Origin of the sequence: Ruminococcus sp. OM06-36AC, from assembly GCF_003438725.1 — a bacterium.
Taxonomy (GTDB): domain Bacteria; phylum Bacillota; class Clostridia; order Oscillospirales; family Ruminococcaceae; genus Ruminococcus_C; species Ruminococcus_C callidus.
In genome coordinates this window covers 16,096-29,076 of sequence record NZ_QSTT01000022.1, presented here as the reverse complement: position 1 = coordinate 29,076, position 12,981 = coordinate 16,096, and the positions used below count along the sequence as shown (strand labels likewise).

11 protein-coding genes are annotated in these 12,981 nt (G+C 43.6%); 8 read left to right on the top strand and 3 right to left on the bottom strand.

Features of this window, described 5'->3' with window-relative positions:
* A partial coding sequence (locus DXB92_RS11435; RefSeq protein WP_242986659.1) for an alpha/beta hydrolase-fold protein occupies positions 1 to 1,203 on the top strand: 1,203 nt, incomplete at its 5' end.
* 284 nt (positions 1,204 to 1,487) lie between these two features.
* On the opposite strand, the gene DXB92_RS11430 is transcribed toward DXB92_RS11435, so the two are convergent.
* The gene (locus DXB92_RS11430) at positions 1,488 to 2,495 is read right to left on the bottom strand and encodes an AraC family transcriptional regulator (protein ID WP_242986658.1); all 1,008 of its coding nucleotides are present in this window, start codon (positions 2,493 to 2,495) and stop codon (positions 1,488 to 1,490) included.
* Positions 2,496 to 2,992: 497 nt separating this feature from the next.
* Here DXB92_RS11430 and DXB92_RS11420 point away from each other — a divergent pair, with 497 nt between their 5' ends.
* The gene (locus DXB92_RS11420; protein WP_117733944.1) at positions 2,993 to 4,495 is read left to right on the top strand and encodes a sialate O-acetylesterase; all 1,503 of its coding nucleotides are present in this window, start codon (positions 2,993 to 2,995) and stop codon (positions 4,493 to 4,495) included.
* Between the two features lie 23 nt (positions 4,496 to 4,518).
* Entirely contained in the window at positions 4,519 to 4,887 is a 369-nt protein-coding gene (locus tag DXB92_RS11415) for a glycosyl hydrolase (protein ID WP_117733943.1), read from the top strand.
* A gap of 170 nt (positions 4,888 to 5,057) precedes the next feature.
* Here the strand turns inward: DXB92_RS11415 and DXB92_RS11410 are convergent, their stop codons facing one another.
* Both DXB92_RS11410 and DXB92_RS11405 read right to left on the bottom strand, forming a co-directional pair.
* On the bottom strand, positions 5,058 to 5,498 hold the full coding sequence (locus DXB92_RS11410) for a GNAT family N-acetyltransferase (RefSeq protein ID WP_117733942.1): 441 nt from the start codon (positions 5,496 to 5,498) through the stop codon (positions 5,058 to 5,060).
* A gap of 408 nt (positions 5,499 to 5,906) precedes the next feature.
* Entirely contained in the window at positions 5,907 to 6,389 is a 483-nt protein-coding gene (locus tag DXB92_RS11405) for a hypothetical protein (protein ID WP_181977047.1), read from the bottom strand.
* A 585-nt stretch (positions 6,390 to 6,974) separates the two neighbouring features.
* Here DXB92_RS11405 and DXB92_RS11395 point away from each other — a divergent pair.
* The 5 genes from DXB92_RS11395 to DXB92_RS11375 are packed head-to-tail and all read left to right on the top strand — an operon-like array spanning position 6,975 to position 12,431.
* Entirely contained in the window at positions 6,975 to 8,297 is a 1,323-nt protein-coding gene (locus tag DXB92_RS11395; RefSeq protein WP_117733939.1) for a sugar ABC transporter substrate-binding protein, read from the top strand.
* Between the two features lies 1 nt (position 8,298).
* Positions 8,299 to 9,198 carry a sugar ABC transporter permease gene (locus tag DXB92_RS11390; RefSeq protein WP_117733938.1) on the top strand — a complete coding sequence of 300 codons (900 nt, stop codon included), beginning with the start codon at positions 8,299 to 8,301 and terminating at the stop codon, positions 9,196 to 9,198.
* The gene (locus tag DXB92_RS11385) at positions 9,170 to 10,021 is read left to right on the top strand and encodes a carbohydrate ABC transporter permease (RefSeq protein WP_022410224.1); all 852 of its coding nucleotides are present in this window, start codon (positions 9,170 to 9,172) and stop codon (positions 10,019 to 10,021) included. Before DXB92_RS11390 ends, DXB92_RS11385 begins: the two co-directional genes overlap by 29 nt.
* 3 nt (positions 10,022 to 10,024) lie before the next feature.
* Positions 10,025 to 11,119, top strand: coding sequence for a sn-glycerol-3-phosphate ABC transporter ATP-binding protein UgpC (gene ugpC, locus DXB92_RS11380; protein ID WP_117733937.1), 1,095 nt, complete (start codon positions 10,025 to 10,027; stop codon positions 11,117 to 11,119).
* 13 nt (positions 11,120 to 11,132) lie between these two features.
* Positions 11,133 to 12,431, top strand: a complete 1,299-nt coding sequence (locus DXB92_RS11375; protein WP_117733936.1) for a glycoside hydrolase family 32 protein — start codon at positions 11,133 to 11,135, stop codon at positions 12,429 to 12,431.
* Positions 12,432 to 12,981 lie beyond the last annotated feature (550 nt).

Genomic DNA, 12,981 nt, shown 5'->3' with positions numbered 1-12,981 from the left:
AAAAACTATCAGATTCCGGAAGATGCCACGAATATGGTGCTGTATGTGGAAACTGCAGAAAGTACAAATAACTTCTATCTGGACGAGGCGATCGGTGCTGTGGGTGGAACGTCCATCCTCGGTGCAGGGGAATCCAAGCCGTTTCATCTGGGCGATGTCAATGCAGACGGTGTCATTAACGGCATAGATCTGGCACTGGCACGACAGGGCGTTTCCGGTGCATTCTCCGGCAATGCAGCACGTCTGGCAGCAGACGTAGACCAGAGCGGCAGTGCAGACGGTACAGACCTCCAGCTGATTCAGGATTATCTGCTGGGAAAAATCACAGCATTCTCAAAAAGCAGTGCGGGTTCTGATGAAACGAATCCAACTGCATATATGGAACAGGTAAAAAATATGATGACAGAATACGCCCCGGCAGGAATCACGGAAGAAAAAACTGGCGTTTCTTACGGTACTCTGAAAAAATATCAGTACTATTCCACAACACGGGAACGAAATGTCAACGTGAATGTGCTTTTGCCGGCTGATTACAATGAAAACGAAACCTATCCAGTACTCTATGCACTGCATGGTTATTGGGAAACAGAGGATTCTTTGGCAGCTATGAGCAGTGCCCGTACCATGCTGGGCAATTTGAATGCAAATGGCGAAGCGGAAAAGATGATCGTTGTTTTTCCATATATCTACACCAGCAAAACCAAAGAGGCATGCGATGGATTAAATCTGGAGAATTCATTGAATTATGACAACTTTATCAATGATCTGACAAACGATCTGATGCCGTATATCGAAAAGAATTTCTCCGTGAAGACCGGGCGTGAGAACACTGCAATTACAGGGTTTTCCATGGGTGCGAGAGAATCGCTGTTCATCGGCTTGACCCGTTCAGATCTGTTTGGCTATGTGGGTGCCGCCTGTCCTGCACCAGGACTGACACCTGGAACAGATTTGAGTATGCACCCCGGTCAGCTGCAGGAAAATCAGCTGAAACCGGCATACCAGATGCCGAATCTGATCATGATTACCGGCGGTGGGAAAGATGGTACAGTTGGCTCACAGCCTTCTGTTTATCACAATATCTTGTCTGCAAATGGAATTGAGCATCTCTGGCATTCTGTTTCTGATGGAGGGCATGATTCATCTAGCGTTCAGCCGCATTTTTATAACTATCTTCGTGGGATTTTTCAAAGTAAAAAATGATTTTCTCCCCAATGGGAAGAATCATTTGCAATAAATCTCTGCGGCTCTGTTCCAAGCCGCAGATGAAAAGAAGCTTCTGAAAATTCATGTTGTTCCAATGGTTTTTAGGTTTTGTTTCTTTGAAAAGCGGTGGCTTTTTGATAAGCTGCCGCTTTTTTCATAAACCTGTACGTTGGGAGGGCTTGCGGCAAAGCGTATCACTTTTCTCACTGCATATAAGGCAATACCGCACAATCTTTGTGCGGTATTGCCTTAGAACACTCCAGGCGGCTTTTTTTGTATGGTCACAGAACTTCTCTGTTCTGCATTCGTTCTTGTTTTGGTGTGATTCCACGCCATTTTTTATAGGTTCGGATAAAGTGGCTGCAATCAAAAAATCCGGTTTCCTGAGCAATATAATCCAGATCATAATCAGAGTTCAGCAAGAGATCCTGTGCTTTGTTCAAGCGAATATACTTGATATACTCCTTACAGGAACGGCCATAATTTTCCCGAAAAAGTCTTGCAAAATTGGAGTAGCTCATATGGCACATCTCTGCCAGCTGCTGTACCTCCAGCGGTTCAGCAGAATGCGTATCAATATATTCCAGAATATGATAACATGACAGGCTGATGTCTGTATGCTTTTCCCGCTGCATGATGCCGGATTTTTCAACGTTTCTTGCAATTTCAATCAGCAGCATGTGAATTCCTGACTGCACTGCAAACATATACATAGCATCCTTTTTTTCGTATTCTGCGACAATGTGAGAAATGATATTTCCAATGGTTTCGTGAGATTTGTCTTCGTTTATCACCAGGCAGAAATCGTTGTCTGCTGTCCGACGCACAAAATAATCATACATTTTTTGCAGATAGGCTTTTGGAATGTGAACGGTGTGAATGTTAAACTTTATAACTGCGTACTTTATTTCATCGGTTTCATTTTTGTTCTTTCTGACTTCGTGAAGCTGAAGCGGATAACAATAACACACATCACCTTTTTTCAAAATTTTCTCTTTGTTGTTGCATACAATTTTTATTGAGCCTCTGATAATATATAAAATTTCACTGTAATAATGCCAGTGCAGCGAAGAATGCGTGCTGTCTGTATAGAAAATATCATAAGGTTGCTGCATAAAGTCAATATATTCAAAAAGTTTCATTTGCCGTTCCTCCCAATCTGTATTGTACCATAAACCAGTCGCCTTCGTCAATCCGCAAATAATCGGTTTGTACAATTTTTTGCGTTCTATTTCATAGAAACAGGATACCTGACAGGTGTAAAATAGAATCAAGGCAATACCGCACAAAGATTGTGCGACAGATGCGTCGTCAAATTTTTCGTCAGATGAAACAAAAAGCGGAGTGAATACTGGATGTATTCACGAGCATTTTTGTGAAATATGAGAGTCTGTTTCGTATCTGACGTATGCAGATGGCGTGCAAAGTCGCCAGACGCTTTTTGTGCGGTGTTGCCTTAAAAATTGCAGAAGGTGTCTGGAATTACATTCAGAAATATGTGATTGACAAAAAAACAGGAGAATGGATCGAAGATATTTCTCCTGACAACACCACAAAGCCAAATCAGGCTTTGGCACACGCTTGGAAATGTCCTTATCACAACGGCAGAATGTGCATTGAGATGGTTCACCGGCTTTCAGCAGTATCGTAACAGGAGAAAATTGAGAACCTGTCTTCACAAGACACATGTATACGCTTGTGAAGACAGGTTCTGAGAGGAATACCGCATAAAACTCGCCTGACGGCTTTGTGCGGTATTGCCTCAAATTTATGAGGAGATATAGTTATGTTAAAATTAGCAGGAATATTTCAGGACAATATGGTGATACAGCGAAACAAGCCGATACAAGTGTGGGGGACAGGCACGCCCGGCACTATTGTGACAGTATCGCTTTTTACAGCTACTGCGGATACCATGGTTTGTGCTGATGGTTCATGGAAAATTGCTTTACAGCCATTATGTGCCGGAGCAGGTTATACACTTGTGGCATCAGATACAGCGGAATCCATTGTGATTCAAAATGTAGCTGTTGGAGAAGTCTGGCTTGCCGGCGGTCAAAGCAACATGGAACTGGCATTGAAAGACAGTGAAAACGGCATCAAGATTTCTGAGGAATACAGTGGAAAAAACATACGGTTTTATCAAGTGCCGAAATGTTCTATGCTGGATGAAAATCAGAAAGAGCAGGAAGAAAACAGCACATGGCAGATTGCGGATAACCGGAATGTGGGCGAAATGTCCGCTATAGCGTTTTATTTTGCAAGCCGTCTTTCAGAAACGCTGCATTGCATCGTAGGTATCATAGATTGCTATTGGGGCGGAAGTTCCATTACCTGTTGGATGAGCAGAGAACAGCTTGCAAAACTGGAAAGCGGAAAGAATTATTTGGAAGAATATGCTGCTCTTGTAGGAGAAAAATCTTCTCAGCAGTATACAAAAGAAATGGAAGAATACAACTGTGCATATCAGCACTGGTTAAAAAGCACAGAAGAAGTAAAACAGAAAGATCCTCAGGCATCGTGGAAAGAAATCCATAAAATTTGCGGAGAATGTCCGTGGCCGCAGCCAGTTGGGTGGCAGTCGCCGTTTCGTCCCAATGGACTTCATGAAACAATGATTCGGCGTATAGCACCTTATTCTCTGCGTGGATTTTTATACTACCAGGGAGAAGAAGACGTGCAGCGGTACGCAGATTATTCGGATATGATGCTGATGCTTGTAAAACAATGGCGAATGGATTGGAATGACTGGAATCTGCCGTTTTTGTTTGTTCAGCTGCCGATGTATCTTGCAGACGGTGAAAAAGATGACAGTTATTGGGCATTGCAGAGAGAACAGCAATACATTGCCTCCATGATGATTCAAAATACCGGCATGATCTCTCTGGCAGACTGCGGCGAATATGACAATATTCATCCATTGGATAAAAAAACACCGGGAGAACGTTTGTTTCAGCTTGCGAAAAATCTGGTATACGACAAGCAGGGAACGATCACAGCAACAGCGGCACAGCTGTTTTCAGACAATGGGAAGCTATATGTGACATTTGATCATCTGCATGAAAAATTGGTTATGCAGACAGCGAATGGCTGCCCTTTTGAAATTTCTGGAGAAGACAATCTATTTTATCCTGCAAAGGCAGACGTAATTCACGGAAATATGCTCTGCATATCAAATCCCGCAGTTAAGTTTCCATCTGCCGTCAAATATGCCTGGTACAATTTTGGTGAGGCAGCCTTGTTTACAGAAAGCGGAAATCCAGTTTCTCCATTTTTCAAATGCGTATAAAAACATGACGGGAAGTATGATTCATGCAAAACACAGTCAATCCCAATGCAACAGAAAAAGCAAAAGTACTTCTGAATTTTCTTTCAGAAACCGCAGGAAAAGCGATCATCACCGGACAGCATACCCAGACAAATCCGATGGAGGGAATTGACTATATCAAAAGCAAAACGGGAAAAGAGCCTTTGCTCCGCGGGTTTGAAATGCTGGCATATTCACCGAACATCAATGATAACGATGCGTCAGAAGCCTGCCTTACTGAGGTTTATGAAAATCGAAATACCATGGAAACTGCACTGAAATGGGCAAAAGCGGCCGGCGGTATTGTGACATTGAATATTATGTTCGCATTGGCGAATCTGTATCTGGCTGCCAGAAAATCTCTGACGGTCTAATTCAGTGTGCCTTTGCGATGGAAAATGGAACATTTCTCTAACCACTCAGCATTTTGCTGGGTGGTTTTGTTTGTAGGTGGAGATTATGCGGTGTTGCCCTAAACTCTGCCATGGGACTGTGGCATATGTTCCGTGTCAGACAAATATAATTTTTATAATAGTTAACCTTTTTATGTATCAATTTTTATCATATCTACCATGGTCAGATTACGATAAATTAAATCATCACGTACTGTAAATCCAAGCTTTTCCCAAAATGAATTACCCACTGTATTCCTGTCAAAAACCACCAAAGCAGTTTTATTGATGCCAATTGATTTCAGCACAGATATAGCCTTATTAACAAGTTTAGTTGCGATTCCGTTATGTCTATAATTTTGATCAACTGCCGTATGGTAAATATATCCTCTACGTCCATCATTTCCGACTATAATTACACCTACAATTCTATTATCATTTTCAGCAACAAAACAAGTTTCAGGGTTTCTATTCAAAAATCTTTCAATACCATCTCTTGAATCATCTAAGTTATTCAATCCCATTCCCTCGCAGGAAAGCCACAATGTATATACCTTTTCATAATCTTCAATTGTCATAATTCTGATATTCATAATTTTCTCCTTTTGACTAAAACAACTTTTTATCAATGTACTAGCATCATTCTCATCATAATTTAATCACCATGTTCTTTCAGCCATAATTTCTGCTTTTCATAATCAGGCAGGACTTTCCTGACCTCTGCCCAGAATTGCGGGGCTCTGCGAAAAAATTTCTGTAAATTCAACAACAGTGACAAAAAACGATATTGCGAGCGGCTTGAAGAACAGCCGCTCAATTTTTTACAGTATTAAAATAAATACCGTAATTTGTCAAGTTTCTCCAACAGTCAGTCTGTCTGTCGGGGTACATGATCTCCAGCTTGCCAAGCACTCTGCCCCAGCTTCTCATACTGACTCAGTTTTATTTTAGCAGATATATCCAGACCGCTGGATATTGGTTTTGATTCTTTCTTGATTTTTTTAAGGATGGTCAACTACATTGGCGTATTCATCTAAAATGTAATCAGCATAAGAAGAAGCTTGACGCTCATATCCAATTTCTGTGAGCCCAATATCGTTAATCCACTGAAAATAATGCGTCAATTCGTGTGCTATTGTTTCTAGTATTAGAGCTAAAGCATCGTCTCGTCCTAATGTTATCGAATTGTCTGTATAACTCCCCGTTGCCACACGTATATATGGCTCATATGTCTTGTTATATGGTTGGAAAAAAGTACCATATACCATTTCGCCGTCCATTGCCTTAATGTATTTTTTCCCTTTCACATACACTGGAACCCTTATTGGAAAAAAATACTCTTTTCTCAACCACTTTCCAAATTTCAGGCACGCTCCTCTTACTTCTGTATTAACGTCAGGGGTAAAACGGAATCTAAGCCCGCTTCTTCTTGATTGAATGTTTGTGAAGTTATATTTCCAATTCTCAAGTGTCCAGATATGCACAATATCACTTCCTCGTTTTTCAGCTTAATTTTTTTTACGTTTTTTAACGGCAGCACTTATATCACGATATAAAATGCAGTTCATTTTTCAATAGACGGCTCACAATGTTTGGCTGCTTTGAAACGTCTGACTTTTTTTATCATGTCTTTTGTAAGAACCCAGAAAGTCGCTTGAATCCATGGACCACGTCGCGTCCACTCGTTTTCAAATGGAGTAACATCAAAAAGAGGTACATAATTTCCAATTCTCCCAAAACTCTGCCCCAGTTTCTCAGCGGTATTGCCTTAAAATATCGGGAGATCGTTGTTTTGGAAAAGCCGGTATATGCTACAATATCTGCAAAGGTTACATTTTTTTCGCCATTTTTCACGCTCCCTGTTTCTCTCTTCATTATAGCACACAACGGTTTTTGAATCAATAAAAGAATCAGTAAAGTAACCAGTTTCGTGGAATTGCACAAAACGTTTTCAGGATTTTTAGAAATTGCTACAAAAATCAGAAAAAGTCTTGACAAGTAACCGGTTCCATGGTATGATGTAATCAGTAAAGTAACCGGTTACTTAAAAAGAACGGAGGGAAACAGCGATGAAAAAGCTACCATTATTTCTGACGGCTCTTTCAATTCTGGCGAGTGCAGTTCCGCTTACAGGATGCAGCAAAACCGTAAAGCCTGGTGATGTAAAGGGATATGATGAGGGAGAGCAGTACATCAGCATGTGGGTGCATACCATTGAGGACACACCGGAAGGCGAAGCTTATAAAGCGTCGGTGGAACGCTTCAATGAAAAGTATGACGGAACCTATTTTGCAGACATTGAATTTATTCCGAGAAATGACAGCGGCGGCGGTTATTCGGATAAGATCAATGCTTCGGTTATGTCGGGAGATCTTCCTGATGTCATCACCGTAGACGGACCGAATATTTCTGCCTATGCAGCAAACGGCATTATTCAGCCGCTTGCCGAATTGAGCGAGGAAGAAAAATCGGCTTATCTGGATTCCATTCTGGATCAGGGAACGGTCGATGACAAACTGTATGCACTCGGTGCCATGGAATCCAGCGTAGGTCTTTATTATAATAAGGCGATTCTGGAGGAAGCAGGAATTGAAGTGCCCGATAAGGATCACCCCTGGACATTCTCGGAATTTCTGGATATTTTGGAGCAGCTGAAACCGATCATGGACAGCAAAAACGGGTATCCATTGGACATGACCTTTCCGGTCGGCGAATCCAGCATTTATTACTATGCTCCGTTTATCTGGTCCAATGGCGGCGATCTCATTAGTGAGGACGGTCTTACCGCAGACGGGTATTTCAACTCGGACAAAAATGCGGAGGTGTTCCAGTACTTCAGAGGACTGGTGGAAAACAAGTATATGTCCGCAACACCCATTGAAAACCTGTTTGAAAGCGGACGTGCAGCGTTCAAGTTTGACGGTGCATGGGAAGTCAACACGATCTATCAGAGCTATAGTGACATCGACCTTGGCGTTGCACCGTATATTGTCAGTGACAACTGGGACGGCGGCAGATATACGCCGACTGGTTCCTGGGCCTATGCTGCCACTACAAAAACGGAACACATTGAAGCCGCTACAGAGCTGGTAAAATGGATGAGCGGTGTGGACAGCGGCGTTCTTCTCTATGAGAAAACCAAGAGTATGCCTTCCACTTATGCGGCATATGACCAGATTACCACTTTTGAGGAAGACGAAAATTATAAGGCACTTTACGAACAGCTGAGAGATTACGGTCATCCCAGACCGAAAACACCTGTTTATCCGCAGGTCAGCACATCGTTCCAGCAGGTTCTGGAGGACGTTGGATTGAGCGGCAAAAACGTCACAAACGAAATGGATAAATCTGTAGAAAGGATCAACGCAAAGCTCAAGCGTTACACAAGATAACATGAAAAAGAAATCGAATTCCATTCTCGGAATGGCTTTTTTCGGACCGGCACTGGTTTTAATGACGGTGTTCCTGTTCATTCCGATGATACTCACATTAATTTACAGCTTTACAGATTATTTTGCATTAAATCCAAAGCTGACACATTTTGTAGGACTGGAAAATTTCAGTACCATTTTTAAGGACGACCTGTTTACCACAGCTTTTGGAAATACCGTTAAGTTTGTACTGATCATTGTTCCGCTGCAAACGCTGGGAGCATTGGGACTGGCACTGCTCATCAATAAAGTCACAGTTTGTAAGAAATACTTCAAGGTCGCATTTTTTATTCCGGTGGTCATGTCCCTGGCAGTTGTTTCAAATCTCTGGATGCAGATCTATAGTCCGGAGGGTATTCTGAACACGATTCTCTCTCACTTTGGCATTGATGCACAGCCGTTTATCTACGGTGCCAGTCAGGCACTGCCTTCCATTGCACTGATGAGTGTCTGGCAGGGTGTCGGTTATCAGATGATCATATTCCTCGGCGGATTACAGGCAATCAATCCGGCACTCTATGAGGCTGCGGAAATGGATCACGCCAGCGGCTGGAGCAAATTCAAGAATATCACACTGCCGGAACTGAAGCCGCTTTGTGTATTTGTCTTTATCACAGTAACCATTGGTGCATTCCGTATGATCGTGCAGCCGATGGTAATGACCGGCGGCGGTCCGTCTCATTCGACCTATACCATTGTCTATGATATTTACGAAACCGGTACGGTAAACTGGGAAATTGGACTTGCTTCGGCAATGGCGATCGTCTTTACTGTATTCGTTGTCATACTCACTATGATTCAAACATTTTTGACAAAGGACAAGGAGGAGAAACATGAAAACAAAAAAGCAAAAAATCGCTAATGGAATCCTTGTTGCAGTAATGCTGGTGCTGTCCTTATTCTTTCTGTTTCCAGTCATTTGGATGATTGCAAATTCGTTTAAACCGGACGCTGCGATCACAGCAGATATGAATTCCGTCAGTGCATTTATTCCGCCCGCACCGGGAAAGGGATTTTTCGATAACTATAAGGAAATTTTGTTCAACACAAGATTCCTCCGGTTTATGGCGAATACACTGTTCTATGCAGCAATCATGATCGTGGCTGGTGTGATCGTCAACGGCCTGGCAGGCTATGCCTTGGCGAAGATCAAGTTCCCGTTTCGTGACAGATGGCTGGCGATCATCATGATGCTGATGATCATTCCGACAGAAACCATTATCACCATCAACTTTATGTTCGTTTCCAAAATGGGACTGCTGAATACCGTTTTTGGTTATGTGCTTCCGATGATCGTCAATCCGTTTAATATATTCCTGTTCCGTCAGGTTTTTGTCAGCCTGCCCGATGATGTCTGGGAGGCTGCACAGCTGGATCACTGCAATCCTGTGAAGTATTTCTTTACAATGGTGCTGCCGATGTCCAAAACGGTCGTTGCAACTGTCAGTGTTTTCACATTCCTGAATGTATGGAATGATTACCTCTGGCCGTCACTGGTGTTCACGTCCAGCGATCTTCTGACCGCTCAGATCGGTTTGAACTCTATCACATCCAACGACAATACAACCATGGGACAGACGCTTGCTGTCATCACCCTGATTACCATTCCGGTTATTATCATCTATGCCCTTTTCTCCAAGCAGATTGTAGAGGGTGTTGTTTCCACAGGTTCCAAGGAGGGTTAACTTATGAGCTTTATTGAAATGAAGAACATCTGTAAGAAATATGCAGGTGCAGATAAAAATTCCGTAACCGATTTCAGTCTTTCCGTTGAAGAAGGTGAATTCATTGCCTTTGTTGGCCCGTCCGGCTGCGGAAAATCGACCACACTTCGTATGATTGCCGGATTTGAGGAAATCACCAGCGGCGACTTCTACATTGACGGAAAGCGTATGAATGCAGTTTTGCCGAGAGATCGTGGCATCTCTATGGTATTTCAGAACTACGCCCTCTATCCGCACATGACAGTGGAAAAGAACATTTCCTATGGTTTGAAGAATATGAAGGTACCGGCAGCGGAAATCAAGAAGAAGGTGGACTGGGCAATCGATATTCTGGGACTTTCGGAATACCGTTATCGGAAACCGAAGAATCTTTCCGGCGGTCAGCGGCAGAGAGTGGCATTGGGACGTGCAATTGTCAAGGATCAGAAGCTGTTTCTCATGGATGAGCCGCTTTCCAATCTGGACGCTAAGCTGAGAGTCAGCATGAGAAGCGAGATCAGCAAGCTGCACCGGCAGCTGGGCAGTACCACCATTTATGTGACGCACGATCAGGTAGAGGCAATGACTATGGCAGACCGCATTGTCATTATGAAAGACGGTGTGATCCAGCAGGTGGGCAAGCCGATGGACTTGTATGAGCATCCGGCAAACAAGTTTGTGGCAGGATTTATCGGTTCGCCGCAGATGAATTTCTACAAAGTAAAGGTGGCAGGGAATACCATGACTTTCTCCGACGGCAGTAAGATGCAGCTGCCGGAATCTGTTGTGACAAGACTAAACGGCAGACAGGGAACGCTGGTTCTCGGCATACGTGGCGAGGACATCAAGCTGGATCCGCAGAATCTGGATCTTTACAAGGATAATATCATGTCTGCAACGGTGGATAGTGTAGAAGTTATGGGAAATGAGAACAACCTGTACTTTAACTTCGGTGGCACTGCCTCGGTGGCGAGAGTATCCAAATATGAGATCAGCAAGCCCGGAGATACCATTGATTTTGCCTTTGTTCCGTCCAGAATGCACTTTTTTGATACACAAACCGAAGAGAGCCTTTTCTAATTAGGAGGATACTATGCAGAAAATTCATTTCAAAGCCCCGAATTGCTGGATCAATGATCCGAACGGATTTATCTGGTATCAGGGACAGTATCATCTGTTTTATCAGTGCTTTCCCTACGCACCGCAGTGGGGCAGAATGCACTGGGGACACGCTGTCAGCAAGGATCTGGTGAACTGGGAGGAAAAGGGAATCGCCCTGTATCCTACCAAGACCGATGACCGCAGCGGCTGTTTCTCCGGCAGTGCTGTGGAGCAGGACGGAACGATGTACTTGTACTATACCGGTGTCAACTATCTGGAGGAGGATCCGGAGAACATTAACCACTGTCGGAACGATCAGTTTCTCTCGGCACAGATGATGATCTCTTCCGCGGACGGTATGACTTTTGATAACCTTCAAGAAAAGAAGACGATCATTCCGACGATTGCAGAAGATAAGATCGGCAGCAAAACGCACACCCGTGACCCGAAGGTATGGCGTGGAACAGATGCGTGGTACATGGTGCTGGGAAGCTCTGTTGCCCACAAGGGCAGACTGCTGATTTATCAGAGCAGGGATTTGCAGAACTGGAAGTATCTCAATCACGTGGAAAAGGACAACTTCGGCTGGATGTGGGAGTGTCCGGACTATTTCGAGGTGGACGGTAAGGGGATCACGGTGTTTTCTCCCATGGCTTTTTTGAACGATGGAAAAGCGTATGATTCCGCAGCGATCTGTCTGTTCTCCACATTCGATGAAGCGACCGGAACGATGCAGCTTGCAGATGACGTTCAGTTTCTGGACTATGGGCTGGATCTCTATGCCCCGCAGAGTACGACTGATGAAGATGGTAATCGTGTTGTTATTGCATGGATGAGAATGCCGCAGGCAGTAGACGGTAAGTGGAACGGCATGATGTGTATTCCAAGAGTGGTCTCTGTGAAGAACGATCGCATTTATTTCCGTCCTCATCCGCATATCCAAGACGCTTTTACCAAGGAGATCTCTTCGCCGGAGCAGGCGGGAAAGTCTGGTTATCTGGTAAAGACCTCGCTGAAAAACGGCGAGTGTATCAACATTGGCGGATACCGGATCTGGCGGGAACAGGACAAGCTTTTCACAGATCGCTCTGCTGTATTTGTGAAAGACGGCAAATATCGATTGACTGCGGAAACACCGGTACTCAGGGACGGCTGTGAACTGGAGATTTATGTAGACTCCAATTTGATCGAAGTCTATGCCAATCAGGGCGAAGCAGTGATCAGCAGTGTGGTATACGGATTGTCGGAGGTAGTCACTGGCGAAGCATATACGTTGTATACGACAGAGTGAGGTGAATGCGGTATTGCCTATGATGTAACAGCTTTGGGCGAACCGCTGATCGATTTTACCGAAAGCGGAATCAGTCCGCAGAGAAATGGTCTTGTGGAAGAATTTTGGAAAACTGCATGAACAAAGGAAACACTGCATAAAGCCCGCCTGACGGCTTTGCACACAATCTGCCGAAAAATCTGACAATGCATCTTACGCACAAGCTTTATTCAGTGTTTCCCGATAAACATGATGCCAAAACCATCTCACTTTTCTCACTGCATACAAACGAAAGACAGCCTGAGATTCTACAATTGGAATCTCAGGCTGTTTGCTATCCTCTGAAAACGCCTTTTACCTCTGATGTAGTATAATAAAGCTTGACACCCTAACCTCAAAGTGTAGTTGTTCTTCACTTTATCAATTTTTTCTTGCTTTTTTTAAAACGATGTGTTATACTAGAATGTGTTCGCATAAAAATGAAATGCAGGTCTTTTCAGCAAGATTTTACGCTGACGGTGTAAATGCAATCTGCCGAAAAATCTGACAACGCACCTTACGCACAAGCTTT

What these genes read in the sequence shown, in the direction of transcription:
- DXB92_RS11420 (WP_117733944.1), top strand. Translation starts at nt 2,993, where the DNA reads ATGTTAAAATTAGCAGGAATATTTCAGGACAATATGGTGATACAGCGA.
- DXB92_RS11415 (WP_117733943.1), top strand. Translation starts at nt 4,519, where the DNA reads ATGCAAAACACAGTCAATCCCAATGCAACAGAAAAAGCAAAAGTACTT.
- DXB92_RS11410 (WP_117733942.1), bottom strand. Translation starts at nt 5,498, where the DNA reads ATGAATATCAGAATTATGACAATTGAAGATTATGAAAAGGTATATACA.
- DXB92_RS11395 (WP_117733939.1), top strand. Translation starts at nt 6,975, where the DNA reads ATGAAAAAGCTACCATTATTTCTGACGGCTCTTTCAATTCTGGCGAGT.
- DXB92_RS11390 (WP_117733938.1), top strand. Translation starts at nt 8,299, where the DNA reads ATGAAAAAGAAATCGAATTCCATTCTCGGAATGGCTTTTTTCGGACCG.
- DXB92_RS11385 (WP_022410224.1), top strand. Translation starts at nt 9,170, where the DNA reads ATGAAAACAAAAAAGCAAAAAATCGCTAATGGAATCCTTGTTGCAGTA.
- ugpC (WP_117733937.1), top strand. Translation starts at nt 10,025, where the DNA reads ATGAGCTTTATTGAAATGAAGAACATCTGTAAGAAATATGCAGGTGCA.
- DXB92_RS11375 (WP_117733936.1), top strand. Translation starts at nt 11,133, where the DNA reads ATGCAGAAAATTCATTTCAAAGCCCCGAATTGCTGGATCAATGATCCG.